This window comes from Pseudomonas sp. BF-R-26 (genome assembly GCF_019947395.1).
GTDB classification, from domain to species: Bacteria; Pseudomonadota; Gammaproteobacteria; order Pseudomonadales; family Pseudomonadaceae; genus Aquipseudomonas; species Aquipseudomonas farris.
In genome coordinates, this window is the sequence record NZ_JAGYGK010000001.1 from 313,377 (window position 1) to 339,273 (window position 25,897).

Below are 25,897 nucleotides of genomic sequence, written 5' to 3' on the forward strand. Positions count from 1 at the left end.
TATTTAAGAGCGTTATGCGTGTGTTTTTTCTTGCTGTTGTTCTTTTGGGTGTTCCTTACGCTATCGCGTGCGATGCCCCTAAAGATTTGACTTATCCGCCGTTTTCGGTAGATGGAGGCTTTATTGTTGTTAGCCCGATTCCGGTGCTTGAGGATGAGGGTAAGCAGAATCCGGAGCTGGGGCTTGGTATAAGTTTTCTTAACTGTTCCACCGGTACGCTGAAACTAGTCGCGCGGTTGCCTTATGTTGCGGATCCAGGCGAAGTTCGAGATATTTTTACTGAGCAAGTGGCGAGTGGTGAGAATGAGTTATTTGTAATTCATAGTGCGCCGATTCGTGCGTTTACCGGAGTAAGTTACGGAAGTGACTACTTCAGTGTTATGGTTTTCCATAAAGTGGGTGAGGGTTACTCTGCGGATAAGGAGTTAACAGGCTACTTTGGAAGTGGAGCCGACGTATTGTCTCCAGATGACAATGAGGATAAGCGTATTTATACCTATCCATTTAAGACTCGAGATGTAATTGTTAATCAGTTGTCATCTAAAAACTACCGTAGCTGGGCGAGTGGTGGTTTACTCGATCTGGTTGTAAATAGAAAGACATTTATATATTCATTGATGTCTCCGGCGAGCGTCACAAAAATGTATTTGATTAAGGGGGATAAAGTGAGGCAGGAAGCTATTTCAGCTGGCTGGGTTTCAATTTTGTATACAACTGCTAAGAAGAAAGAAATTCGAGGGTGGGTGCCATGCGAAAATATCGATGGTTGCTAATGGTTTAATAGCAAAGGGGACTGGTTTATTTATGGGTAGATTAGTTGTCGATAAATAAATCTGTCCCCTTAAACTTATGTGGCGTCGATCATTTTTCAAACATTCCTACTATGTATTATCTGATCTGGTAACCACTCCGCCAAGTGCATTCCGTAAGAGAATATTATGATGAGGGCACACATTTTATGGCGGTGGCTGATTGCCTCTATTCTAGCGTCTGGTGTTGTTCATGCAGATTTGTTAAAAGCGTGTGGGGCATTTATACCTGAAATACCTGGGTTTAAAGTGACGGTGAAATCAGAGAATAATATTTGTTATGGTGAATTGGTTTCTCTCGTAGAGTTAAGTCCGCCAATTCTTGTTGAGGAAAACACTTTTACCATTCGGCAAACTTCTTTTCAAAATGCGCTCAAAGAGTCTGGTCGCTTTAATAGAAAGAGCTACATTTATAATTACTCGGTATATGGAGCTATTGAGCAAATTTCTGAGGAAGGAGTGGTGAACATTGAACGTTCAGTTGCGTTTGGGACAGCAGAACTACGAGTTACAATGTCCCCGTTTACTCTGTGGGGGTCAGAAGAAAGCATTAGCAAAGCGCAGGAGAAATTTTCAATCTTGAAGTCAGGTTTAAAATTTAGTTGTTTTTATGGCCTCGTTGGTGTGGGTCGTTCGACAGCGACGTTATCTGCATGTGTACCTAAGTCCTCTAATAACATGGACCCTACCATTGATGATATAAAGACGGCTTTTGAAAAAATAAAGCCTTTGAAATGAAATGGGGCCAGACCACGTTTCAATAATGATCTGAAAAACGTGGTCTTTCCCCATTTTCTCTTACTATGTCCTGTTAGAAATTGGTTACTACGCCGCCAAGCCTATCAAAGGAGGCTGCTGTAATGAAAAGAAGTATTATGGTTGTCTGGCTTGCATTATCAATGCTAGCTTCCAGTGTGGTTGGTGCTGAATCAATAAGTGTATGCGGTGTTTTAGTTCAAGAAGTGCTAGGGTTCAACTAGACGATAAGGTCGGAGAATAATGTTTGTTATGGTGAGTTGACGTCAAAAATATAGTTAAATACAGACGTCTTAACAGAGGAAAATGTTTTTATTATTGAGCCTGTTTAATTGCTTGGAGGTCCGATCCCTTTAGTCGCCGAATGGGAATAATTCAAGGGCAAGCATACACTGCGACAATGAATGGTATAACTAAAACTAGAAGTAATTCAAATTACGGTTTGATAATAGAAGGAGACGTGTGTGAAAATTAATATTTTTTATTTTCTGGGGGTGCTGGTTTTTGCGACTTCCTCTTTGGCTGCTGCCCAAGACTTGATTTGTGATTCTGATACTAATGTGTGCACAGTTGTGGTTGCCGAAAATTATTGTGGGACAGGCGAGACGACGAAAACTAAGTGGGATATACGTACTGGGGAATATATTTTAAGTTGTGAGTGCAATTGCACTTCCCAGGAGAATACGTTCTGGTTTGTTTCTGACGCCAATAAGGAACCTGTGAAAAAAGTTGAAACCAGTAAGATAGTAAGCACTATCGACTTAAGAAAAAATAAGGATGGGGTCCGAGATATTTTTGGTTTGGTTCCTTATTGCGCGGCTCTGCATGCGGACTCGGATAAGCTAGTTAGCTTGCAAAAAATTCCAAGCGCGGATAATTCCCCATATCCTTATTGCTATGAGGTTGATGGGTCGGTTCCATCAGGGCTTTGTTCTACGTCGGAATGCAAGGGTAAGAAGGAGCTGGTTACAGAAGTCACCAGCTCTATAAGGGCTGAGACTCTAATCGAGTTCAAAAACGCTACTGCGAGACTTTACAAGGACAAAGTGCGCTTCCAGGACTTTCCTAAACGGGTGTTCGTGGAAAGGTACATTGCTGAGTATGCGTATTCAGTGATCAATCAGCAATCGTACAATGATATCGCATACTATTGGCAACAGGCGGGCTTTAATGAAGATGCTATTTGGTTGCTTGAGAAGGTGATATCGAATAGTCCTGATCGTACAGTTGCCTACCTTAATATAGCCGATGCGTACTGGTCGAAAGGGGATAAGCAGAAGGCATCTGCCAACTATAAAAAGTATGCCGATCTGATGGTGTTATCAGGTAAGCAGAAAAAAATTCCTGAGCGTGTTAACGAACGAAGTAAACTATAAATGAACAGCCGCGGTTTTTTGGCGATATTAAATAAGTCCGACTTTGATCGAAAATTGAAAGCGAAAGGGGCTGGAGTGAAAAGTAGCGAAAAGGGAACGGATTTATTTTTGTGTTTTGTGAAAGGTGGTCACGCCTATTTATCGGGTTTGGTAACCGCAACGGAACTCAACAAATAGATCTACCCCGATTGTTTTTGCACTTTGGGGTCAAGTAAACTGTTAGTTTGTTGTCGATTTTTTTCTGCGAGTATCAAGGAATGATGATTTTTAGATTCAGCCTCATTTTAGTGGTTTCTTTGCTGTCTTCGATTGTGAAAGCAGAAGGAACTATGGTTGCGACCGTTCTACAGGCCGATTTTTCCAACGATCCCGAGATACGCCTTCTTGTCAGGATAGTAGACGTAAGTGGAGGTTCAGATACGCCCTCCATGGCAGTCCGTAAGGAATGTCTGGAGAGGGTTAAGTCGTCTGATCGTCCTGGGCCGGATCCATGTTTTTCGATAGAGATCAGCGAGAGCAAGAAACAGCGGGCCATTGTCCGCCAAACGCTGTTGAATGATCCTCAGCGCTCAACCGATCCGATCTATTTAGAGATAGTTTATCGTTCGGAAGTTAGCACGACTGATCCGACCAATCATCATCAGCGATCTGCCTTACTGAGAATTGAAGAAAATGGCTTTTACAATTGGAACAATGAAACAAAGCAGGCATTAGCGGATGGGGAATGGGCATCCACGCCTCATGGAGTACTTAGTGTGGTACTTGCTGATGCAGATGCGCTGCTTAATTCTGTGTACCGGGATCGTATGACTCGCCTGGACGAAAGCGCTCAGAAAGGGCTGAAAGATACTCAGAGAGCCTGGATGAAATTTCGAGATGCGGAATGCCTGATGGACGTGAAGTCATATACAACGATGTTCGGGGAGTTTCCTGATGCATGTTTAATACGCGCGACGATAGAACGGGCGCGCCAATTGGCGACGGCTCCGGACAAGAAGCGTTGAGTTGATAGTTCTGCAAAGCAGGTCGTTGGTTTATGGGATTTCGATAAGTATGAAAAAGTCGCTTTTAAACCTGTTGACGTTATTCCCATTCGCCGCTCATAGCGGAGTCACCAGTGATTTTTTTTGTTTCGAACTCTCTCAATCCAGCCCTGTAAAGTTTGAATTCAGAACCTTCTATGACGAAGCAGCAAGTGGTCGGGCGGTTTCGTCAAATACGCGAAGTCGAACGTGCCCATTTCCGTCGTTAACGGATTCCCAGCACGAAGAAATCGATCCTCAGATGCCTTGGCAGAGCACCACGACGTGGTCAGAAGCCGTGGATGAGAAGGTCACCGGAACCTATGTGTGGGTGACCCAAGGCGTTCAGATTGTCTCGATGTCCTACACAAAGAAGACCAATGGCAAGCAGTACAACTTCATGAACAACACCAGCGTTGATTCTTCCTTGGGAGCGGGATGTAAGTGGGAGTAAGGCGAGCGTATGCGATTTAAATATTTAGCCGGGTCATTGCTCGGTCTGTTGTGGGCGGTTCCGGCATTTGCCGAGGTAACCACGTTCACCCCCACCAATAACGTTGAAGCGACGCTAGTTCTGGACGGCTCCACGTTAACGGTCGCTGTTAAAAACGATGCCCGTAGCGAGTCCCGAACGATCGATTTTCAAGCGGAAAACAAGCTGTATGTGCAGGTCGACGATTTCAATTTTGACGGCGCAAAAGACTTCGCGGTCTCGCAGATCGATGACGGCATGGGCACTTACGATTACTTCAGGATTTTCGTTTACCAAGCCAAAACTGGCACCTTCGAAGAGTTACGGCCTGATTGCGGCGATGGTTTCGTCAATCTCCATGTTGAGAACAAGCGCAAAGCGCTGATCAGTACTTATTGGGAAATGAACGTACCGAAGCAATGCGTAACCCGGTTTCCAAAGCGTAGAACCTGAATGCATCAAGGATTGAACACAGTGAAACGTTTTGCTTTGAAAGGACTACTTTCGGTATTTGTGATCTGGTTTTCAATGGCGGCCATGGCTTCGGAAATCTGCAATGAGGATAGCGATACCAAGAATTTTCTCTCGCAATGGATAGAGAACGGCGAAAGCGTTAGGGATATACATTCACGCTTCGACGAGGGCAAATTTTATTGGGAACGGGGCAAGGTTGTGTACCGCGGCGACCTCAATGGCGATGGCAGGGACGACTTCATTTTCCTCTCCTATTCAAGTCACGGCTCAGCCGGTGACATGACGTACGCCTTCCTGATCCAGTGCCGTGGTTACTTGAAGCATGCGGGTGGTGATTACTTCGCCAGGGTCAAGGTTCTGGATGGCCCTCCCCAGGACGGCGGCGATTTCAAAGACATCGAGATCTATTCCTACATCAGGGACAAGCGCGACCAGATTCGCTACAAGGGCGAGGAAGCCATGACCCGGCCTCATTTGTGGCGTTTCAATCCGCAGACGCAGCGCTATGAAGGTCATTCCGAGTAAGCCCTTGGTCCACACTCATCTACGGAGTTATTACGTGAAAGGATGTTCAGTTCTACTCGGCGGCCTCTTGGCCATTGCCACGTCCGTGGCGTTTGCCGCCGACCCTGACTTCAAGGATTACAGTGTTACGCCTGTGTTTAGCGGCGCCAATCATGAACTGGTGCCACAAGAAAACAGCAACCCGATGATGGATCAAGTACGAGCGCAGGCCCTAAAAGGCAAGGTCAACTTCGCCGGTCATTACATCCTGCACAGACTTGGTTGTGGCGGCAGTGCCATTTGCGGCGAAGTGCTGGATGCACGCACGGGAGACGTTGTCGTCGGATTACCGAATGCATACGACGGCAGCACTTTCGATATGTCTTACCAGCCCGTAGCCGCTTGATCTTCATTTCCGGCCTCGCGCTCGATGGCGAAGAGGACGCGCAAGGCAATCGGTTGGAAAGTCGTTACCGGGATCGTTACTACGAGTTTGTGAACAATGAGTTCCGGCTGTTGACGATGACTGACGCGGAATCGCCGCCGCTTGATTAAGGATGATTGGATGAACCGCTTTTTCATTCAGGCTGTGCTGAGTGCTCTTTTACTGTTGCCCCTCGCCTACGCCATCCCGGCAACCGCCGAAGCAGGAAGTTGCTACGGCTACCTCACCGAGATGGTCAGGAGCAGCAACTTCCCGTTTCGCTATGTCGGCAAGGACAAGGTCAACCTACTGATTGACGATGACGACGGTGAAACCGTGCGGGCCAAGTTGCTCTATGACACGGACGGCACCGGGACCATCGGCTGGATCAAATACATCCCGGGTACCCGAGTGTTGCTCAATACCTCGGCTGAACTGGAAGAACCGGTGGAACTGTCATTCGATGCCAAATTCGCCGACGGCTATGCAAAGTGCCTCGCAAAAAAACAGGCCAGTTAACGGTGAAAGGGAATTTTCCATGAATCAGCGTCTTCTCGCGGGCAGCCTTTCGTTGCTGCTCTCGTTTCCAACTTTCGCCGCTCCTTCGGATGCCTACACCCAGCGCGATGTCATGCAGTGTGGCGGCGTTGAAGTGGTGTTGGTTTCGTCCTGCCGATCCGTGACGGTGCAAGAAACTGAAACCCACGTAATCCCGGTCTGCTCCGACCAGACAATCAACATCGGCGGTAAAGTGCTTCGGCGCAACATCGACAAAGTTTCACAGCTCTCGTCCGACGGTGTGAAGACGAAGATGCTGAGTAACGTGGTAGTGGCGATGGATTGTGTGAAAGGAACCAAGGGCAGCCTGGTTTCAATCGGCGGTTATGGCGGGTGCGGATCCTGCCCGGAGTGGCGCGGGTATTACTCCACGGCCGGCCGGTTAGAGCATTACAGCTACAGCAATAGCTATCGGTCGTTTGGTTCGAAAGGCTCCTGGGAAGGGCTGATCAAGGCTTATGGCGTCACGAAGAGACAGCTTCAGCAGGAGAGTCCTGCGGTTAAAAGGATCGACTATGAGCGGCCTTAAGTCGGCGGCGCAAGTCTTTGAAGAATGATCAGCTCGTGGATCAACAGGGAAGTAAATGGAAATGGCCAGGTTTTTTAGTTTTGTTTGCATAGTTGTATCAATCATCGGTTTTTCGTCACAACCAGTGTTAGCCAAAGACCTGCAAACCGTCGAGCAGATGCATCCTCCGGTGGTGGCTTCGGTGGGTGAGCAGAAAATCACGGTATTTTTCTTGAAGAACACGCTCAAAGGTCAGACGACAGGCGCGTACGTTCCCAATGGTGAAGTTTTCTACGAAACGATGAGTGCTACGAAACCAGAACTCACTTATGTAGCGCCGGTCATTGGCGAACAGATAGTGTCGGTGTTCTTCTTCGAGCGTAAGTTTCCTGAGCGAGCGGGGAAGTCCCTGTATGTGTTAATGAAAAACAAGGAGTCGGACCGTGGTTTCGAGGGCTACTCCTATTCGACGCTGGAGTTACCACTCATCAAGAACGGGGATCAGTTGTCTTTGCGGTTCTTTCGCGGTGACTTGCCAGATCCCGAATTGCAGGACTGTCGCGACGGGCGAAACCTGGAAGGGGGCGCAGATCTTGAGTGTGCTTACAAGGATGCGGCGAGTATTAAAAAGCGTCTGGCAGACTTGGATGCAAAGATTATTGCGGATTCAAAACTGGAACATGGCATCAGCCAGGAGCCGCGCAAAATCGGTGGTAACGCGGCCGATGTTGCTTGTCCCTCGAACGAGTTTTCAGCGTTCCTCGCAGCCTTTTCAGAGCGTGCAGACGTGCAAAAAACGTTCGTTCAACAGCCGCTGCAACTTGTCACGACTGTGGCGGGAGATCCCGAGCCCGAGATGGAAAAGCGCAGCGTCAGCGGTGCTCAGATCAAGTTTCCAATCATCCCCGATCGCGTGAAACGGGAGGCCGATGGTCTTACGTTGACCGTCAAGGAAGAGCGGGGCAACAACGCCACGGCGATCCTGCAGAAGCCGGATACCGATTATGTCTTCGAGTATCAGTTTGTTCGTGGGCAATGTTGGCGGCTTGCAGAGGTCTCGGATTTTTCACTTTAGGCATGCGGTAAGCGCTACTGAGCGCACGTCATCGTTTTCAAAAAAATGAGATCAGAGGGATTTGTGAAGAAGTTATTTTTGATGCTGTTGTTGGTGTTGCCGCTGACGGCCCGCAGTGAGATCACAACACAGGTCTCTTGTTTCCGTTCGCTGGAAGGCAAAAACATCAATTTCGAATTCAGAACCTATTACGACTCGGTCGCCCAATGGGGCGGCGCGGGGGTTAGGTATAGCAAGTCGAAGAAGGCCATTTCTCTAGTCCATCGAAGCACCGAGCAAGAAATCCTGGCAGAGGATCGGCCCTATGAATTCACGACAACTTGGGTGGAAGTTTCCGAGGGGACGCTGACGGGTGAGTATGAGATGGTCCGTCAGGGTGCTCGGATCTATGGAATGACCTATACGAATTACAAATCCGGCAAGAAGTATTCGTTCGATCAAGATATCAGCATGGAGGCGTCACCAGAGACAGGCTGTCACTGGTGAGTCGAGATCATCGAGAAAGGGGACTCAACGTCCCCTTTTTCTTTCTGTGGTTCCTTTACCCCTTCGCCCGATACTCCGCCGGATTCGGCGAATCAATATGATCCAGCGCTCGCTCCACCAACAACTGAACCCCATCCGCCATTCTGCTGAGCGCCAGGGCGACTGAGCGGCGGGTGCCGTCGATGTCATCAGCCAGGTCGGCGGCGATGGCGCTGATGGACTTCAGGTCTTCTGAGGCGTTGGCCAGGAGGGCTTCGGTGTCGATGTCGGGGGAGACGGTGAAGAGCTTGCCTTTGCGTTTGGGTTTTTCGTTGGGGGGCGGGGCGAAATGATGGTCGAGGGCGCGTTCGGCGGCTTCGTGGAGTTTTTTCGAATCGAAGGATTCGTAGGGGGATGTCGCTGGGTTTTCGGGGGGATTCGGTGTTGGCTTGATCATAGGTATCTTCCGGTAATAGGAGCTGACACCGTTTCGCTCGCACTTCGAAAGAGGTGGCAACTGTGCATAGGTGTGCAAGACCGGCCCGGAGTATCCGGCAGACCCGAAGGTCTCCCACGCACAGTCGCCATAACGATTCGCGAGCATAAGAAAACGCTCGATGAATAGCCATAAACGATTGTGCACCAGGCCGGACTTGCACGTCCGAGTCACCGATTTTGCGGTGACGAACAGAGGGTATCGGTGAAGGTGATGGTTGCCTAGTTCATGAACAGCCCGGCGTTTTGAAGGAAATTTCCCAGAGGTTTGAGGGCATCAAGATCAAAAGATCGCAGCCTTCGGCAGCTCCTACAGGAATGTGTTTCTTCAGGTGTAGGGCGGGTGTTGGGTGTGACGCGGAGCGTCACGGGATGCATTCCCACGCAAAGCGTGGGAACGATCAGGTAGGCGTGACTTGGTAGTCATTAGCGTCAAAAATACCTGCATCTTCTTCTAACGCAACCAGATGGTGGCGTTCTGGCTTGAAGCCGCTACACTGCGCCGGCCGTTCATTTTTCTTTTGAGGCTGTGCGCATGAAATTTCGTTTTCTTCTGTGGATGCTGGGTTTGTTGATGGGTAAGGCCAGTCGGACTAATCCTGCGTTTCAGCAGCAGTTGGGTGACAAGGAATTGGTGTTCCAGCTACAGACCCTGGACGGGAAAGTGGCGCGACATTTCTTTGTGAAGGACCAGCGCATTACCAGCAGGTCGGGCGTGTATGCCGAGCCGGCGTTTGCGATTGCCTTTAAAGACGCGGCGTATGGCTTTGCCACGATGCAGGCGAAGAACAAGCAATTGGCGTTTATGACGGGGATTCAGGACAAGTCGATTCAGATCAAGGGCAACCCGGCGTTGGTGATCTGGTTTCAGGGGTTGACCAAGTATTTGAAGCCTAAGAAGGTGAAGGCTAAGGCTTGAGAGCCTGATCAGGTCTGTGGTGAGAGGGCTTTTTGTGGCGAGGGAGCTTGCTCCCGTTGGGCTGCGAAGCGGCCCTAAAGCCTGAGACCTCGGTTGTATCTGACACATCGCGTTGGCTGGGTTGCGACTGCTGCGCAGTCGAGTGGGAGCAAGCTCCCTCGCCACAATGGGTTGTGGTGATTCAGTTAGATCAAGTTGGATTCATCGCGGGCAAGCCCGCTCCCACAGGGATCGCCTAAATCCTGTGGGAGCGTGGCTTGCCCGCGATGCTTTTAGGCCTGGCTAAATTGCGAAGCCAGTTCGCGCAGCAGCACTTCGGCTTCGAGGACTTTGCTGACGACGTCGTTGGCTTTGTCGCGGCTCAGGCCGACGCGTTCGAGCAGGGCGTCGGGGATGTCTTCATCCGGCCCGGAGCCGATGCCGCGGCTGCGCAGCAAACGCACGGCCAAACACACGAGGTTCGGGTATTCGGCGTAGTCGCCGTCGTAGCTTGGGTCGTGCTGGAAGCGCAGGGAGGTGGCCAGTTCTTCTGGCATGTCCCAGTAGCGCATCAGCCATGAGCCGATCTGTTCGCGGCTGATGCCCAGCAGGTGTTGTTCCACGTAGCTGTGGCACAGGTGCGGGTTGACCTCCAGGTGGCGGCAGATCAGCGAGAAGTGCGGCGGGAACACGTGGGCCAACAGCAAGTAGCCGAAGTTGTGCAGCAGGCCGGCGAGGTAGGTCAGGCCGGCTTCCGGGCGCTGGGCGCGTGGCATGGCGCGGGTCAGGCCTTCGATGACGGCGGCGGTGTAGATCGATTGCTGCCAGTACGGCGTGGTGTGTTGCGGGTGGTCTTTGGGCAGGCTCAGGGTTTTGCCCAGGGCCAGGCCCAGCGCCAGGTTGATCACCAGGTCGAAACCCAGCACTCGGACGATGGCGTCTTCCACTGAACGAATTTTTCCCGGCGAGGCGTAGTACGGCGACGCTGCCCAGCTGACGACTTGTGCTGCCAGGGCCGGGTCGGTTTCAACAACGCCGGTGATGTCGTCGATGGTGGCGTTGGGGTCGACGCGCAGTTTAATGATTTTCTGCGCGGTCTCGGCCAGCGGCGGAATCTCGATGGTCTCTTCCAGACGTTGCTGGATACGCCGCGCAGTGAATGCTTGAACGGCCTGGGTGATTTCCTCGCGGTCATCGTTGGGGCGGTCGAGGTTTGGGCGGATGCGGTTCACGGCTTCGCCGAAATTGCCGGCGCTAGCCTTGGTGAGCATGGTTTTGAAATCGTCGCTGGAAATTTCCAGCAGCACCCCCGGCTCGCCCGAGTTGATCAGCAACGTCGGTTCGCGCAGCAGGCTTTCTTCATACAGGCACGGCGAGCTGGTGAGTGCCGGCAGGCCGGGCAGCAGGCTCAGGTTGTGTTTGCCGAGCATCTTTACCAGGCGTTCGGTGGATACAGCAGTCAACCGGCGGCCCGTGAGTTCAGCGAGGCGGTTGAGGTCCAGCAATTGGCTCTGCGGAAAAAGCACCATGAGTGCGCCGACAGCATCGTCCAGCAAAACTGCCTGCACTTTACGCGCGGCGTTCAGGCCGTGATGGTCGAGGACTTCTTCGTAGGCGATGTCCAGCTTGCCGAGCAGCAGCCGAATAACAGACGGAGCGTGCGGGGTTTCGGGGGCGAGGGCAGCTTCTGTCATGGTCTGTATCCGTTTGCAAACAATTGCAGGAGTATAACCAGCTTGTTTAACGCCAGGGTCCAGAAACTGCGACAGTGCTCACACTTGGCCGTATTGCTGCCCATGGCGTAGCCAGCGGTCGAGCAACGGGCTGACGTGATCCGGCCAACGCTCGAGTAAGGCCTGAGCGGCGTCGCGTACGGCGGGCAGCAAGTCGGCATCGCGCATCAGATCCGCGACTTTGAATTGCAGCAGACCGGTCTGGCGCGTGCCGAGCATTTCGCCGGGGCCGCGCAGTTCGAGGTCTTTTTCGGCGATGACAAAACCGTCGTTGGTTTCGCGCATGATTCCCAGCCGCTGACGACCGATCTGCGACAGCGGCGGATGGTAAAGCAGCACGCAATGGCTGACGGCGCTGCCCCGACCGACACGGCCACGCAGTTGGTGCAGTTGCGCGAGGCCGAGGCGCTCCGGGTTTTCGATGATCATCAGACTGGCGTTGGGCACATCGACGCCGACTTCAATCACGGTGGTGGCGACCAGCAGTTGCAGGTTGCCGGCCTTGAACTCGGCCATCACCGCGGCTTTCTCGGCGGGCTTCATGCGGCCGTGGATCAGCCCGACCTTCAACTCGCCGAGGGCGGCGGTGAGGTCTTCAAAAGTAGTTTCGGCGGCCTGGCAGGTCAGCTCTTCAGACTCTTCGATCAGCGTGCACACCCAATAAGCCTGACGCCCTTCGGCACAAGCGCCGCGCACGCGTTCGATCACTTCGACGCGCCGGGTGTCGGTGACCAGTACCGTGTTTACGGGCGTACGGCCGGGCGGCAGTTCGTCGAGGATCGAGGTGTCGAGGTCGGCGTAGGCGCTCATGGCCAGCGTCCGGGGGATCGGCGTGGCGGTCATGATCAGCTGGTGCGGACACATCCGTCCGCCGACGCCTTTCTGCCGTAATGCCAGGCGCTGCTGCACGCCGAAGCGGTGCTGTTCATCGATGATCGCCAGCGCCAGGTTCTTGAACTGCACTTCGTCCTGGAACAGCGCGTGGGTGCCGACCACCATTGGCGTACCGCTGGCGATTTGCTCCAGCGCGGCGACGCGGTTTTTACCCTTGAGCTTGCCGGCCAGCCACGCGACTTCAATACCCAGCGGTTCGAGCCAGCGCTTGAAGGTAATGAAGTGCTGCTCGGCGAGAATCTCTGTGGGCGCCATCAATGCGACCTGATAACCGGCCTCCAGCGCTTGCAGCGCGGCGAGGGCGGCGACCACGGTTTTGCCGGCGCCCACGTCGCCCTGGATCAGCCGCAACATCGGCTCATGCTGACTGAGGTCGTAAGCGATTTCGTTGCCGACCCGCTGCTGGGCGCCGGTCGGCGTGAAGCCGAGGTTGGCCAAATACTGGGTTGGCAGCTTGGTGGCTTTTGGCATCGCCGGGGCACGCAGGGCACGCATGCTCTCGCGCAGGCGCTGCTGGGACAGTTGATGGGTCAGCAGTTCTTCGAAGGCCAAACGGTGTTGGGCCCAGTGATGACCGAGGGCGAGTTCGTCGACGTCGGCATCGGCGGGCGGGTGATGCAGGTAGCGGATCGCATCGGCCAGCGGCGCCAGTTGATAGTCCCGGGCCAGTTCGGTTGGCAGCCAGTCGGGCAGGCTGCTGGGGCCGAGCAGGGTGAGGGTTTGCATGCACAGTTGGCGCAAACGCTGCTGGGTCAGGCCTTCGGTGAGCGGGTAGACCGGGGTCAGGGTTTCATCCACCGGCGGCGGTTCGTCGCCGGTGATGGCGCGGTATTCCGGGTGGTAGATCTCCAGTCCTGACGCACCGGGCCGCGCTTCGCCATAACAGCGAATGCGCGTGCCGCGTTTGAGGCCTTCTTTCTGGGCGTTGCTGAAATGGTAGAAACGCAGGCTGAGCCCGCCGGTGCCGTCCTGCAGACGGACAACCAGGCTGCGGCGCCGGCCCATGACCACGTCGGCACCGCTGACGGTGCCTTCGATTACGGCGTCTTGCCCGGGTCGCAAATGGCCGATCGGGACCACGCGGGTGCGGTCCTGATAACGCAGCGGCAGGTGGAACAGCACGTCCTGGAGATTCTCCAGGCCGACCTTGGCCAGTTTCTCGGCCATGGCTTCGCCGACACCCTTGAGTGCCGTCACCGACACTTGCGACAACTCGGTCATGGCAGCGACTTAACCGGCCACCACCGGCGCTGGCGGCTTGGCCACCGAGCACAGGCGAATGGAGTCGGCGAGGATTTCAATCGCCTTCGGCCGCGGGAAGCTCGCGCGCCAGGCGATGGCCACGGTGCGGAACGGCACTGGCGCGCTCAATGGACGAACTTCGATCACACCGGGAGCGTAGTGATGGCTGTCGACCGCCGACAGCGGCAGGATCGAAATGCCCAGGCCGGACGCGACCATGTGGCGAATGGTTTCCAGCGAGCTGGATTCCACCGTGGTGTGTTTGGCGCCGTCGTTGCCTTTGGCCAGGGTCGGGCAGGCTTCCAGCACTTGATCGCGGAAGCAGTGGCCTTCGCCGAGCAGCAGCAGGCTCTTGTCGTTGAGCAGGGCGGCGTCGATGGATTCTTTTTGCGTCCACGGGTGCTGGGCCGGCATCAAGACGTAGAACGGCTCGTCGTAGAGCTGCAGGGTCAGTACGTCGGCTTCATTGAACGGCAGGGCGATGATGATCGCGTCGAGCTCGCCGTTGCGCAGTTTGTCGCGCAGCACGTGGGTGAAGTTTTCTTCGATGTACAACGGCATCTGCGGGGCGACCCGGTGCAGTTGTGGAATCAGGTGCGGGAACAGGTACGGGCCGACGGTATAAATCGCGCCGACTTTCAGTGGCGCGGTCAGCTGGTTCTTGCCGGCTTGGGCCAGTTCACGGATGCCTTGGGCCTGCTCCAGGACTTTCTGTGCCTGGGCGACAATGCCTTCGCCGACCGGGGTCAGGCGCACGGCGCTCTTGCTGCGCTCGAAAATCAGCACACCGAGTTCGTCTTCAAGCTTTTTCACGCCCACCGACAGGGTCGGCTGGCTGACGTGGCAACGCTCGGCCGCGTGACCGAAGTGCTGCTCTTGGGCGAGGGTAACGATGTAGCGTAATTCTGTGAGAGTCATAGCAAGCGTCCATGAAGTTGCGGGCCAAGCATACCGGCTGCAATCGATAGACGCACGTTATCAGACTGAGTGTGCTGAGTGACACAGGGCAATGCGGGTTTGGCGTTTCCAGATAGGCAAAAAGGCACCTTTCGGTGCCTTTCATAGGTTTTGTAGCCGCCGAAGAACCTGTGGGAGCGGGCTTGCCCGCGATGAGGCCATCACATCCAACATCTTTGTCGACTGTTATATCGCTATCGCGGGCAAGCCCGCTCCCACAGGGTTTTGTATTGCGTCTTAACGGCGACGTTCCAGCGAGTAAACAAACGGTGCAACGATTTCGATGGAGCCGTTGTTCAGCATGTCGGCCGGTGGCTTGGGCAGCGGTTGGGCGCGACGGATCATTTCCAGGGTGGCCCGGTCCAGATCGGCGTTGCCGGAGCGGCCCACCAGTTCGAACGACAACACGTTACCTTCCGCATCCACCACGAAGCGCAGACGGTTCAAGCCTTCCTTGCCCCGTTGCTGTGCACTGGCCGGGTACTTTTTGTACTTGGCCAAGTGCGCGAGCAGGGTGCCTTGCCAGCTGGCCTTGGCCGCTTGCTGCGCCGGTGATGGACCGGGTGCCGGCTGAGCGGATTTCTCCGTCGGTGCCTGGGTCGGTTGCGCGTCGCTCGGTTTTTCCTCGGAGGGTTTCTCCTTCGGCGGCTCCGGCTTTTTCTCCACAGGCTTGGGCGGTTGAGGCTTCGGCTTGGGTTTGACCGGTTTCGGCACGGCAATCTCGGCTTTCGGCGCTTCAGCGAGTTTCGGCAGCGGCAGTTCTTCCACCGGTGCCGGAGGCTGTGGCGGCGTGATCACCTTTGGCGGTGCGGGCGGTGGCGGGGCCGGAACCGGCGCCAGCTCGACCATCATCGCTTGCGGTGGCAGCTCGATCGGCGGGCGCGACGTCCAGTTCAGCGCCAGCGCAATGGCCAGCGCATGGACGCCCAGCACCACGGCCAGGCTCCCGCTGTAACGCGTCAGCTTTTGGCGCGTGTTGATCATTTCTTGGCTGCCGTCTCGAGTCCGACCAGGCCGACCTTCAGGTAGCCGGCGGCGCGCAGGGCGTCCATCACGCTCATCAAGTCGCCGTAGTCCACGCCTTTATCGGCCTGGAAGAAGATCGTCGTGTCTTTCTTGCCCTTCGTCTTGGCGTCGAGTGTGGCGCCGAGGGTTTCGGCCTTCACTTCGTCTTCGCCGAGAAACAGGCGCTGGTCAGCTTTCACGCTGAGGAACACCGGTTTCTCTGGCCGCGGCGCCGGTTTGGCGGTGGAAGCAGGCAGGTCGACCTTGATGTCCACGGTGGCCAGCGGGGCCGCCACCATGAAGATGATCAACAGCACCAGCATCACGTCGATGAACGGCGTGACGTTGATTTCGTGGTTCTCGGCCAGATCGTCGTCTGCGCCTTCTTTCAAATGCAGGCCCATGGCCGATTACCCCACTTTCACCATGTGCGGTTGCGAGCTACTACGCTCGGCCGGCAGGTGGTCGAGATCACGGCTGACCAGCAGCAGAACTTCTGCCGAGGCATCGGACACTTGCGCCTTGTAACCGGCGATGGAGCGGGCGAAGACGTTGTAGATGACCACTGCAGGAATTGCTGCAACCAGGCCCAGCGCGGTTGCCAGCAGGGCTTCGGCGATGCCGGGAGCTACGACTGCGAGGTTGGTGGTCTGGGTTTTGGCGATGCCGATGAAGCTGTTCATGATGCCCCACACGGTGCCGAACAGACCGACGAACGGCGCGGTGGAACCGATGGTGGCGAGTACGCCGGTGCCGCTGCTCATGTTGCGACCGCACGCAGCGACGAGGCGCTCGAGGCGGAAGCTCACACGTTCCTTGATGCCTTCTTTTTCGCGGCTGTTGGCCGACAGGCGCATTTCTTCCAGCGCGTCGTGGACCAGCAGGTTGGCGAGGGTGCCTTCCTTGGCTGCCGTTGCGCTGGCTTCTTTAAGGGTGGCGGCTTTTTTCAGATGAACGATTTCAGTGCGCAGACGACGCTTGGCGCCCATCAACTCGAAGCCCTTGGCGATCCAGATGGTCCAGGTGATGATTGAGGCGATGGCCAGGCCGATCATCACGATCTTCACGATGATGTCGGCGTTCTGGTACATGCCCCACGGCGACAAGTCATGGGCCATGCCCAGCGAGTTGTCGGCTTCAAGGACTTCCGGCACGTCAGCGGCGTCTACGGCCTGGACCGGATCGGTCGCGGCGGGTGTCACGGCAGGTGCAACTGGTGTTTGAGCGGCAGCTGGCTGTGTGGCCGGCGCTTGTGCATCGGCGAAGGCGGCGGTCGGCGCCAGCATCAGGCTGAGCAGCAGGGCGGCCACCGCGCTCCAGGCGCGAGGTCGTTTGGTTGGCGAAGCGGGGAATTGATTGCGTGTCATGCTGGCCGGACCTGAAAGGAAAAAAACGGTAAATGTTCTTCCAGGCCTCGTGAGGCCGAGAACAAAAGTGACCCGCATTATTGCAAGTAATTCTTGTTAACAAAAGTAATAGAGTATCTTTTTTTCCTTCATTGCTAGCCGCGTGTCCTTTGCCGACGCTAGTCTGTAGCTTTCCGATAGGAGTTTTCTGATGTCCGCGCCTTCTGTTTTGATCGCCGGCTGCGGTGATGTCGGCAGTCGCCTGGCCACGCAATTGCTGAATTCAGGGTGGGAGGTTCACGGCTTGCGGCGTGACGTCTCACGCCTGCCCCAAGGGGTGATTGGCGTTGCCGGTGACTTGTTCAATAAAGACTGCCCGGCGACCTGGCCAATCGGAGCGGTGGATTACCTGGTGTATTGCGCGGCGGCTACCGATCACGATGAGGCCGGATACCGCGCCGCTTATATTCAGGGTTTGCAGCACGTGCTGGAATGGCTGGGCGACTACGGGCAAGTGCCCAATCGGCTGCTATTCGTTTCCAGCAGCAGCGTTTACGGCCAGCAAGAGGGCGAGTGGGTCGACGAGAACTCGCCGACCGTGGCGGCTGGCTATTCAGGGCGTGTGATGCTGGAGGCCGAGCAAGTGGCGCGTGATAGCGGCATTCCGGCGAGCATCGTGCGCTTGACCGGGATCTACGGTCCGGGCCGAGAGTTTCTGCTGACCCAGGTCCGTCGCGGTTATCGCGTGGCGATCGATCCACCGTTGTACGCCAACCGCATTCACGTCGATGACGCTGCGGGGTTGCTGGCGTTTCTGCTTGAGGCGGATCGGCGTGGGGTGACGCTGGATGATGACTATATAGGCGTCGACGATGCGCCTGCACCGCTGGCGGAAGTGGTGGGCTGGTTGCGTGAGTACTTGGGCGTGACCGAATGGGCCGAAGACGCCAGTGTGCGTCGTACCGGCAGCAAGCGCTGCAGCAATGCCCGGGCGAAGGCGTTGGGGTGGGTGCCGAAGTATCCGAGTTTCCGCGAAGGTTATGCCGCGATCCTCGAAGGCCGCTGCTGAAATCCAGTTACACCCATCAACTGTGGGAGCGGGCTTGCCCGCGATGAGGCCATAACATTCAACATCCAGGTTGACTGTTACACCGCCATCGCGGGCAAGCCCGCTCCCACAGGGTTATCTGTTGGCTTCAGATTCGGGTTACTGCTTTTCCAGCAACCATTTGCGATCACCCGGCGTAAACGAAGGCATCTCGTCCGCCAGTGCGGTATTCACGGTCTGGAAAATCTCTAGTTCCTTGCCCTTGCGCGCAAAGATCCAGGTATTGCCCTGGCCGTTCGCCTGCAGCCAGATGTTATCGTTGCCGCCGCTCATCGACGCGCAATCGCCCGCCAGGCACAGGGCATAACGATCCGCACCGGGCAGGCCGGCAACCTGGCCATCGGCCTGGAATTGCACGGTGTTGCCTTCGCCGGGGCCGCTGAGAATTTTCCAGCTGCCGCCCATATAAGCCGAATACAGCGCTCGCTCGAAACTCGCGCCAATCGGTGCGCCTTCCGGCACCGGGACCGCTGCACGGTCGAAGACTTGCTCCGGCTCGTTGTCGTTGGCGACCTGGCTCAGTTGTTTACCATCACGCTTCAGCTCGCTGGCGGAGCTGCCATAAAAGTCGACTTTCCAGGCGCCGGACTCTTCGCCCAGCAGCTTGCCTTCGACATTTTCAAAACCATTGGTGTAGCGGGCCTGACCGGCTCTGGTGTTGACGTCCCATTCCAGATTCGGGCCATAGGCCTGGAGCGCTTCGCGCAGGGGGCCGCCTTTGGATGCAGCATCGATTGCCGACTGATTGATCCAGGTGCCGCTGATATCACGGTCGGCAGGGTCGCTGGCACAACCGCCCAAGAGAAGGGCGACCAGCGAGAGAGCTAGCGCTTGGCGCATGGTGGAATCCTTTCAGAACGAAATCGGCGCAACCTCTGGGGTTGCGCCGGACACATTACTCGATGACCAGAATGGCATCCATTTCAACCTGCGAACCCTTTGGCAGGGCTGCTACGCCGATGGCGGCGCGGGCTGGATAAGGTTGGTCGAAGTACTTGCCCATGATCTCGTTGACCTTGGCGAAGTGGCTCAAGTCAGTGAGGAAGATGTTCAGTTTGACGATGTCCTTGAACGAACCACCGGCTGCTTCAGCCACGGCTTTGAGGTTCTCGAACACCTGGACGGTCTGGGCTTCGAAGCCTTCGACCAGTTCCATGGTTTTTGGGTCCAGAGGAATCTGACCCGACATGTAAACGGTGTTGCCAGCCTTGATCGCCTGGGAATAAGTACCGATGGCGGCCGGGGCCTTGTCGCTGTTGATAACGGTCTTGGTCATGTATGACTCCTTGTGAAGGGTGGGCTACGCGCGCATGCGGGTGATGCGGATGACCCCGGTCAGGGCGCGCAGTTTCTTGATCACGCGGGCCAGGTGCACGCGGTCGTGCACGCTGACCACCAGTTGGACCACGCTGATACGACCGTCGCGTTCGTCCATGCTGATTTTTTCGATATTGCCGTCGGCCGCGTTGACACTGCTGGCCAGCAAGGCGATCAGGCCGCGCTGGTGCTCCAGTTCGACGCGCAGCTCGACGTTGAATTCGCCGGTGACATCCTTGGCCCACGAGAGCTGGATGCATTTTTCCGGGTTGTGGCGGATTTCGCTGATGTTGCGGCAGTTGTCCAGGTGCACCACCATGCCTTTGCCCGCGGAGAGGTGACCGACAATCGGGTCGCCCGGGATCGGCGTGCAGCACTTGGCGTAACTGAGTACCAGGCCTTCGGTGCCACGAATCGCCAGCGGACCTTCCGGGCTTGGCAGCTGCTCCCCTTCGCCAAGCAGGCGGCGGGCGACCACGTAAGCCATGCGATTGCCCAGGCCGATGTCTTCGAGCAAGTCTTCGATGAGTTCGAGGCGATATTCGTGGAGCATCAACTGCACGCGCTCGACCGGGACTTTTTCCAAGGAGCTGTCGAAACCGTTGAGCACCTTGTTCAGCAGGCGTTCGCCGAGGCTGATGGACTCGGAACGGCGTTGCAGTTTCAGCGCATGGCGGATGTGCGTCCGCGCCTTGCCGGTGACCACGAAGTTGAGCCAGGCCGGGTTCGGCCGCGCGCCGGGGGCGCTGACGATCTCGACCGTGGAGCCGCTTTGCAGCGGTTCGGACAGCGGCGCGAGACGACGATTGATCCGACAGGCAATGCAGCTGTTGCCCACGTCGGTGTGCACCGCGTAAGCGAAGTCGACCGCCGTGGAGCCTTTGGGCAGCTCCATGATCCGGCCTTTGGGCGTGAACACGTAGACCTCGTCCGGGAACAGGTCGATCTTCACGCTTTCGATGAATTCCAGCGAGTTGCCGGCCCGTTGCTGCATTTCCAGCACGCCTTTGACCCACTGGCGGGCGCGGGCGTGAGTGCCTTTGGGCTGCTCGTCGCCGCTGGACTTGTACAGCCAATGGGCAGCGATGCCGTTGTTGGCCATCTCTTCCATTTCACGGGTGCGGATCTGGATCTCGATCGGTACACCGTGCATGCCGAACAGCGTGGTGTGCAACGACTGGTAGCCGTTGGCCTTGGGGATCGCGATGTAATCCTTGAAGCGACCCGGCAACGGTTTGTACAAATTGTGTACAGCGCCCAGCACGCGGTAGCAGGTATCGACCTTGTCGACGATGATCCGGAACGCGTAGACGTCCATGATCTCGTTGAAGGCTCGACGCTTGCCGCGCATTTTCTTGTAGATGCCGTAGAGGTGTTTCTGACGACCGCTGACCTCGCCCTGGATGCCGTCGATGGCCAGGCAGTGGCTGAGGGATTCTTCGATCTTGTTGACGATTTCCTTGCGGTTGCCCCGGGCGCGTTTGACCGCCTGGTTGATCCGCGCGGAACGCATCGGGTGCATGGCCTTGAAGCCGAGGTCTTCGAACTCTATGCGGATGGCGTGCATGCCCAGCCGGTTGGCAATGGGCGCATAGATTTCCAGGGTTTCCTTGGCGATCCGCCGGCGCTTTTCGCCGGACAGTACTTCCAGGGTGCGCATGTTGTGCAGGCGGTCGGCCAGCTTGACCAGGATCACGCGAATGTCGCGCGCCATGGCCATGGCCATTTTCTGGAAGTTTTCGGCCTGGGCTTCGGCTTTGGTCTCGAAGTTCATCTGGGTCAGTTTGCTGACCCCGTCGACCAGTTCGGCCACGGTTTCGCCGAACTGCGCTTGCAGCGCTTCCTTGGCAATACCGGTGTCTTCGATCACGTCATGCAGCATGGCCGCCATCAGGCTCTGATGGTCCATATGCATGTCGGCAAGAATATTCGCAACCGCGAGTGGGTGCGTGACGTATGCCTCACCGCTGCGGCGGCGTTGGCCATCGTGGGCTTGTTCGGCGTAGAAGTACGCTCGGCGGACCAGATTGACCTGGTCCTTGCCGAGGTAGGTCGATAAGCGATCGGCGAGGGCGTCTATGCTCGGCATGATAATTCCTGCCGTTCGTTGTGACCCCGCGCCGTGCTACGTCGACCAGGCATGGACTTATACTGCCTCGTTGGACTCGTCCTCGAACGCTGCGAACAGCGGTTCGTCTTCGACGATTTCTGCGTTGGCGATGAACTCGTAGCTCATCAGGCCTTCGGCGATTTCACGCAGCGCTACAACAGTAGGCTTGTCGTTTTCCCACTGAACCAGGGGCTCTTTGCCGCCGGTGGCCAGTTGACGGGCACGCTTGGTGGACAGCATGACCAGTTCAAAACGGTTTTCCACGTGGTTCAGGCAGTCTTCAACGGTTACGCGGGCCATGGTATTCCTCGGAGCGAATGCAATATGCGCGCTGCCCGGGTGGGCGAGCGGACTCAACAGTTTAAAAAATCACCAGCGATTAGGGAAGCGCTGATTTTTTGACCAGGCTCTTCAACGCGCTATAAGTGCCAATGTAAAGCCCTTGCAGCGGTTTTGGGAAGAGCTGTTTAGCCGAGCAATTCAGCCAAAAGTTTTCCGTTACGCTGCTGTTGACGCTTCTGATGCAGCTGATTGGCACGGAAAATCGCCTGTAAATCGCGCAGCGCGTGGGCGAAATCGTCGTTGATGATCAGGTAGTCGTAGTCGACGTAGTGGCTCATTTCGCTGACGGCTTCGCGCATCCGGCCTTCGATGACCTCGTTGCTGTCCTGGCCGCGATTGTTCAGGCGCTGACGCAAGGCTTCCAGGGACGGCGGCAGGATGAAGATCGAGCGGGCTTGCGGCATCAACTTGCGTACTTGCTCGGCACCTTGCCAGTCAATTTCCAGAATCAGGTCGTGGCCTTCATCCAGGGTCTGCTGCAGGTGGCTTTGCGAGGTGCCATAGAGATTGCCGAACACTTCGGCGCGCTCGAGGAAATCCCCGTGCTCGATCATCTTCACGAACTCGCTGCGTTCGACGAAGTGATAGTTCACGCCGTTCACTTCACCGGGGCGCATGGCGCGGGTGGTGTGGGAGACCGAGACACGGATCTCCTGATCAGCGTCGGTCAGGGCCTTGACCAGACTGCTCTTGCCCGCGCCCGAAGGGGCGGAAATGATGTACAGGGTGCCGGTGCTGTGGGTCATGTCGGGTTTGCCTTACTCAATATTCTGCACTTGTTCGCGCATCTGCTCGATCAACACTTTGAGGTTGACCGCCGCTTGGGTGCTGCGCGGGTCGAAGGCTTTGGAGCCCAGTGTGTTGGCTTCGCGGTTGAGTTCCTGCATCAGGAAGTCGAGGCGCCGACCGGCAGCGCCACCGGACTTGAGCACCCGGCGAACTTCGATGATGTGAGTGCTCAAGCGATCCAGTTCTTCGGCGACGTCGCTCTTTTGCGCGAGCATGACCATTTCCTGTTCCAGTCGCTGCGGGTCGAGGTCGGCCTTCATGTCGGTGAAGCGGTCGAGGACTTTCTGGCGTTGGGTGGCGAGCATCTGCGGGACCAGTTCACGCAGGATCACCACATCCCCTTCAATAGAGGTCAGGCGCTCGTTGATCAATCGCGCCAGCTCAGTGCCTTCGCGCTCGCGACCGGCCTTGAGTTCTTTCAGGCCCTGATGGAACAGCGCCAGGGCTTCGGCATTCAGCGCTTGCGGGTCGGCGGCATCGGCTACCAGTACGCCGGGCCAGGCCAGGACTTCCAGTGGGTTCAGTGCGGCGGGGTTCTTGATCAGGCTGGCGACCGTCTCGGCGGCAGCGACCAGTTGCGCGGCGCGCTCGCGGTCCACTTGCAGCGGTTTGCCGGTGCTTTCTTCGGTAAAGCGCAGGGTGCATTCGAGCTTGCCCCGGGACAGTTCCTGGCGCAGGGCTTCGCGGATCGCGCCTTCGAGGTCGCGGAAAGATTCCGGCAGGCGCAGGTGGGGTTCCAGGTAGCGGCTGTTGACCGAGCGCAGTTCCCAGCTCAGGGTGCCCTGGACGCCGGCTTTCTCGACGCGGGCGAAGGCGGTCATGCTGTGCACCATGGAGGTACCTCGCAATGCAGGTCGGCGCGTAACCCATGGTTCCGCGGACCCGCTATCTGTGAATTAAAGCCGACAGGCAGCAAAGGCGCAGGATTGTAGCGCAGTGGGGCGGATGCGCCCAAACACACGCTGTGACAAAGAGCTGCAGGCCGTCGGCTAAGCTCTATTCAGGGGCTTCAATCGTCGGGCGATTTTTTTAGAAGTGCCCACTCGCGGCCCACGGCTCTATAATGCTCGGCAGTTTTCCGTCCTCCGTACAGGTAATCCCTATGAAACGTCCAAGTGGTCGCGCTGCCGATCAGCTCCGCTCGATCCGCATTACCCGCAACTACACCAAACACGCTGAGGGTTCTGTGCTGGTCGAGTTCGGTGATACCAAAGTCATCTGCACCGTCAGCGTCGAGAATGGCGTGCCGCGTTTCCTGAAAGGTCAGGGCCAGGGTTGGTTGACCGCCGAATACGGCATGCTGCCGCGCGCCACTGGCGAACGTAACCAGCGTGAAGCGAGCCGCGGCAAGCAAGGCGGCCGTACTCTGGAAATCCAGCGTTTGATCGGCCGTTCCCTGCGCGCTGCGCTGGACATGACCAAGCTGGGCGACGTCACCCTGTACGTCGACTGCGACGTGATCCAGGCTGACGGCGGCACCCGCACCGCGTCCATCACCGGTGCGATGGTTGCACTGATCGACGCCTTGAAAGTGATCAAGAAGCGTGGCGGCCTGAAAGGTGGCGACCCGCTCAAGCAAATGATCGCTGCCGTTTCGGTGGGCATGTACCAGGGCGAGCCTGTGCTTGACCTCGATTACCTGGAAGATTCGGCTGCCGAGACTGACCTCAACGTGGTGATGACCAGCACTGGCGGTTTCATCGAAGTTCAGGGCACTGCCGAAGGCGCGCCGTTCCAGCCGGAAGAGCTGAACGCGATGCTGGCGCTGGCGAAGAAAGGCATGAACGAGATTTTCGAACTGCAGAAGGCTGCACTGGCCGACTGATCGGACCTGCTCCACGCAAGGAGGACGCCATGAGTGACGAGCAACTGCCGCTACCCACACCGAGCCGAGAGGTTCGTCAGTGGGCGATGTTTTGTCACCTGTCCGCCTTGCTGGGGATCTGGCTGCCGTTCGGCACGCTGATCGGGCCGCTGATTCTCTGGCAGATGAAGCGCGAGTCAGACCCGTTCATCGATGCGCAAGGCAAGGAAGCGCTGAACTTTCAAATCACTGTCGCCATTGCTTCCGCCATCTGCTTCTTGCTGATGGTGGTGATCATCGGGTTCTTCCTGTTTGGTCTGGTCGCGATCGGTGCGCTGGTATTGACCATCATTGCCGGCGTGAAAGCCAATGAAGGGTTCCCTTACCGGTATCCGTTCACCTGGCGCTTGATCAAATAATGACCAGCAAAGATTTCCTGTGGGAGGCTTGCCCGCGATAGCGATCTGGCAGGCAACACATCTGTTGACTGTGCGGCCTCATCGCGGGCAAGCCCGCTCCCACAGAAAGCAAATCATTGCCCACAAAAAAGCCGACAGTGATGTCGGCTTTTTTGCATCTGCGAAAAGACGCTTAGATCGTCAGCGTCCAGTCGTAGTCCACGATCAACGGTGCATGCTGCGAGAACCGTGGTTGACGTGGCAGGCGTGCGCTGCGTACGAAGCGGCGCAGGCCCGGGGTCAGCAACTGGTAGTCGAAACGCCAGCCCAGGTTGAGCATCTCGGCCTGTTCGTTGTCCGGCCACCAGCTGTACTGGTCGCCTTCACGGCTGACTTCGCGCAGGGCATCGACATAACCCATGTTGCCGACAATCTCGTCCATCCAGGCACGCTCAGGTGCCAGGAAGCCCGGAGATTGCTGGCTGTCGCGCCAGTTCTTGATATCCAGCTTCTGTTGCGCCACGTACAGCGAGCCACAATAAATGTACTCGCGACGTTTGCGTCGCTGTTTATCCAGATAACGGGCGAAGTCGTCCATTAGCTTGAACTTCTGGTTCAAATCTTCATCGCCGTTCTGCCCCGAAGGGAGCAGCAAGGTCGCGATGCTGACCTTGTCGAAATCGGCTTGCAGGTAACGCCCGTAGCGGTCGGCCGTCTCGAAGCCGAGACCGCTGATGACTGCCTTCGGTTGCAACCGCGAGTACAAAGCCACGCCACCTTGGGCGGGAACTTCGGCTTCGCAGGCATAAAGGAAGTAGCCATCCAGTTGGAAGGCTGGATCGTCCAGTTCAAAGGCGGAGGCGCGGGTGTCCTGCAGGCAGATGACGTCGGCATTCTGTGCTTGCAGCCAACTGAGCAAACCACGCTCGACTGCAGCCTGAATACCATTGACGTTCACACTGATGATCCGCATAAGTGGCCCCAAAAATCGCGTGCGGGTATGATACACGGCGTCT

29 protein-coding genes and 1 pseudogene are annotated in these 25,897 nt (G+C 56.4%); 16 read left to right on the plus strand and 14 right to left on the minus strand.

From position 1 onward, the window contains the following. Positions 1-14 precede the first annotated feature (14 nt). The 12 genes and pseudogenes from KGB18_RS01420 to KGB18_RS01475 all read left to right on the plus strand — a co-directional run bounded on the left by KGB18_RS01420 (position 15) and on the right by KGB18_RS01475 (position 8,464). Entirely contained in the window at positions 15-773 is a 759-nt protein-coding gene (locus KGB18_RS01420; protein ID WP_223569290.1) for a hypothetical protein, read from the plus strand. 165 nt (positions 774-938) lie between these two features. Then, positions 939-1,547, plus strand: a complete 609-nt coding sequence (locus tag KGB18_RS01425) for a hypothetical protein (protein WP_223569291.1) — start codon at positions 939-941, stop codon at positions 1,545-1,547. Between the two features lie 482 nt (positions 1,548-2,029). Next, a complete protein-coding gene (locus KGB18_RS01430) occupies positions 2,030-2,941 on the plus strand; it encodes a tetratricopeptide repeat protein (protein WP_223569292.1) in 912 nt (303 codons plus the stop codon). Positions 2,942-3,198: 257 nt separating this feature from the next. Continuing rightward, positions 3,199-3,945, plus strand: a complete 747-nt coding sequence (locus tag KGB18_RS01435) for a lysozyme inhibitor LprI family protein (protein ID WP_223569293.1) — start codon at positions 3,199-3,201, stop codon at positions 3,943-3,945. Between the two features lie 49 nt (positions 3,946-3,994). Next, complete coding sequence (locus KGB18_RS01440) at positions 3,995-4,417, plus strand: hypothetical protein (RefSeq protein ID WP_223569294.1); 423 nt, start codon at positions 3,995-3,997, stop codon at positions 4,415-4,417. Between the two features lie 9 nt (positions 4,418-4,426). Continuing rightward, positions 4,427-4,888, plus strand: coding sequence for an XAC2610-related protein (locus tag KGB18_RS01445; RefSeq protein WP_223569295.1), 462 nt, complete (start codon positions 4,427-4,429; stop codon positions 4,886-4,888). Between the two features lie 21 nt (positions 4,889-4,909). Next, positions 4,910-5,434 (plus strand): hypothetical protein, encoded by a 525-nt coding sequence (locus tag KGB18_RS01450; protein WP_223569296.1) that lies wholly within the window; start codon positions 4,910-4,912, stop codon positions 5,432-5,434. Positions 5,435-5,468: 34 nt separating this feature from the next. Next, a pseudogene (locus KGB18_RS01455) lies at positions 5,469-5,968 on the plus strand (hypothetical protein). 10 nt (positions 5,969-5,978) lie between these two features. Next, positions 5,979-6,356, plus strand: a complete 378-nt coding sequence (locus KGB18_RS01460) for a hypothetical protein (RefSeq protein WP_223569298.1) — start codon at positions 5,979-5,981, stop codon at positions 6,354-6,356. Positions 6,357-6,375: 19 nt separating this feature from the next. Continuing rightward, positions 6,376-6,924 (plus strand): hypothetical protein, encoded by a 549-nt coding sequence (locus tag KGB18_RS01465; protein WP_223569299.1) that lies wholly within the window; start codon positions 6,376-6,378, stop codon positions 6,922-6,924. Between the two features lie 55 nt (positions 6,925-6,979). After that, positions 6,980-7,978: a hypothetical protein gene (locus tag KGB18_RS01470; protein ID WP_223569300.1), complete on the plus strand. Its 999-nt coding sequence runs from the start codon at positions 6,980-6,982 to the stop codon at positions 7,976-7,978. 81 nt (positions 7,979-8,059) lie between these two features. Next, on the plus strand, positions 8,060-8,464 hold the full coding sequence (locus tag KGB18_RS01475; RefSeq protein ID WP_223569330.1) for a hypothetical protein: 405 nt from the start codon (positions 8,060-8,062) through the stop codon (positions 8,462-8,464). Positions 8,465-8,519: 55 nt separating this feature from the next. On the opposite strand, the gene KGB18_RS01480 is transcribed toward KGB18_RS01475, so the two are convergent. Then, on the minus strand, positions 8,520-8,900 hold the full coding sequence (locus KGB18_RS01480; protein WP_223569301.1) for a DUF6124 family protein: 381 nt from the start codon (positions 8,898-8,900) through the stop codon (positions 8,520-8,522). A gap of 573 nt (positions 8,901-9,473) precedes the next feature. On the opposite strand from KGB18_RS01480, the gene KGB18_RS01485 reads away from it, so the two are divergent. Beyond that, the gene (locus tag KGB18_RS01485) at positions 9,474-9,857 is read left to right on the plus strand and encodes a helicase (RefSeq protein ID WP_123720213.1); all 384 of its coding nucleotides are present in this window, start codon (positions 9,474-9,476) and stop codon (positions 9,855-9,857) included. Between the two features lie 272 nt (positions 9,858-10,129). Here KGB18_RS01485 and KGB18_RS01490 read toward each other — a convergent pair whose 3' ends face one another. The 6 genes from KGB18_RS01490 to exbB all read right to left on the minus strand — a co-directional run bounded on the left by KGB18_RS01490 (position 10,130) and on the right by exbB (position 17,034). Then, positions 10,130-11,530 carry an aminoacyl-tRNA deacylase and HDOD domain-containing protein gene (locus KGB18_RS01490; RefSeq protein ID WP_201061237.1) on the minus strand — a complete coding sequence of 467 codons (1,401 nt, stop codon included), beginning with the start codon at positions 11,528-11,530 and terminating at the stop codon, positions 10,130-10,132. Between the two features lie 78 nt (positions 11,531-11,608). Further along, on the minus strand, positions 11,609-13,684 hold the full coding sequence (gene recG / locus KGB18_RS01495; RefSeq protein ID WP_123720215.1) for an ATP-dependent DNA helicase RecG: 2,076 nt from the start codon (positions 13,682-13,684) through the stop codon (positions 11,609-11,611). A gap of 9 nt (positions 13,685-13,693) precedes the next feature. Then, positions 13,694-14,623, minus strand: a complete 930-nt coding sequence (locus KGB18_RS01500; RefSeq protein WP_008007618.1) for a hydrogen peroxide-inducible genes activator — start codon at positions 14,621-14,623, stop codon at positions 13,694-13,696. 276 nt (positions 14,624-14,899) lie between these two features. Then, entirely contained in the window at positions 14,900-15,646 is a 747-nt protein-coding gene (locus KGB18_RS01505) for an energy transducer TonB (protein ID WP_008007617.1), read from the minus strand. After that, on the minus strand, positions 15,643-16,071 hold the full coding sequence (gene exbD, locus KGB18_RS01510) for a TonB system transport protein ExbD (RefSeq protein WP_038980717.1): 429 nt from the start codon (positions 16,069-16,071) through the stop codon (positions 15,643-15,645). Before exbD ends, KGB18_RS01505 begins: the two co-directional genes overlap by 4 nt. A 6-nt stretch (positions 16,072-16,077) precedes the next feature. After that, positions 16,078-17,034, minus strand: a complete 957-nt coding sequence (exbB, locus tag KGB18_RS01515) for a tonB-system energizer ExbB (protein ID WP_052964480.1) — start codon at positions 17,032-17,034, stop codon at positions 16,078-16,080. A gap of 190 nt (positions 17,035-17,224) precedes the next feature. On the opposite strand from exbB, the gene KGB18_RS01520 reads away from it, so the two are divergent. Continuing rightward, positions 17,225-18,082 (plus strand): SDR family oxidoreductase, encoded by an 858-nt coding sequence (locus KGB18_RS01520; RefSeq protein ID WP_201061243.1) that lies wholly within the window; start codon positions 17,225-17,227, stop codon positions 18,080-18,082. A 138-nt stretch (positions 18,083-18,220) separates the two neighbouring features. Here the strand turns inward: KGB18_RS01520 and KGB18_RS01525 are convergent, their stop codons facing one another. From KGB18_RS01525 to KGB18_RS01550, 6 genes are all read right to left on the minus strand, one after another. After that, positions 18,221-18,961 carry a hypothetical protein gene (locus KGB18_RS01525; RefSeq protein ID WP_123720218.1) on the minus strand — a complete coding sequence of 247 codons (741 nt, stop codon included), beginning with the start codon at positions 18,959-18,961 and terminating at the stop codon, positions 18,221-18,223. 55 nt (positions 18,962-19,016) lie between these two features. Next, complete coding sequence (locus KGB18_RS01530) at positions 19,017-19,397, minus strand: RidA family protein (protein WP_003177257.1); 381 nt, start codon at positions 19,395-19,397, stop codon at positions 19,017-19,019. Positions 19,398-19,421: 24 nt separating this feature from the next. Further along, positions 19,422-21,527: a bifunctional GTP diphosphokinase/guanosine-3',5'-bis pyrophosphate 3'-pyrophosphohydrolase gene (spoT, locus tag KGB18_RS01535; protein ID WP_038980727.1), complete on the minus strand. Its 2,106-nt coding sequence runs from the start codon at positions 21,525-21,527 to the stop codon at positions 19,422-19,424. A gap of 57 nt (positions 21,528-21,584) precedes the next feature. Next, on the minus strand, positions 21,585-21,848 hold the full coding sequence (gene rpoZ / locus KGB18_RS01540; RefSeq protein ID WP_007894670.1) for a DNA-directed RNA polymerase subunit omega: 264 nt from the start codon (positions 21,846-21,848) through the stop codon (positions 21,585-21,587). A gap of 167 nt (positions 21,849-22,015) precedes the next feature. Continuing rightward, complete coding sequence (gene gmk, locus KGB18_RS01545) at positions 22,016-22,636, minus strand: guanylate kinase (protein ID WP_007894672.1); 621 nt, start codon at positions 22,634-22,636, stop codon at positions 22,016-22,018. 12 nt (positions 22,637-22,648) lie between these two features. Beyond that, a complete protein-coding gene (locus KGB18_RS01550) occupies positions 22,649-23,512 on the minus strand; it encodes a YicC/YloC family endoribonuclease (protein WP_123720219.1) in 864 nt (287 codons plus the stop codon). Between the two features lie 269 nt (positions 23,513-23,781). Here KGB18_RS01550 and rph point away from each other — a divergent pair, with 269 nt between their 5' ends. Both rph and KGB18_RS01560 read left to right on the plus strand, forming a co-directional pair. Continuing rightward, positions 23,782-24,504 carry a ribonuclease PH gene (gene rph, locus KGB18_RS01555; protein ID WP_123720220.1) on the plus strand — a complete coding sequence of 241 codons (723 nt, stop codon included), beginning with the start codon at positions 23,782-23,784 and terminating at the stop codon, positions 24,502-24,504. A gap of 29 nt (positions 24,505-24,533) precedes the next feature. Then, on the plus strand, positions 24,534-24,902 hold the full coding sequence (locus KGB18_RS01560; RefSeq protein ID WP_030132446.1) for a DUF4870 domain-containing protein: 369 nt from the start codon (positions 24,534-24,536) through the stop codon (positions 24,900-24,902). Between the two features lie 172 nt (positions 24,903-25,074). On the opposite strand, the gene KGB18_RS01565 is transcribed toward KGB18_RS01560, so the two are convergent. Further along, positions 25,075-25,854: an exodeoxyribonuclease III gene (locus tag KGB18_RS01565; RefSeq protein ID WP_007934608.1), complete on the minus strand. Its 780-nt coding sequence runs from the start codon at positions 25,852-25,854 to the stop codon at positions 25,075-25,077. Positions 25,855-25,897 lie beyond the last annotated feature (43 nt).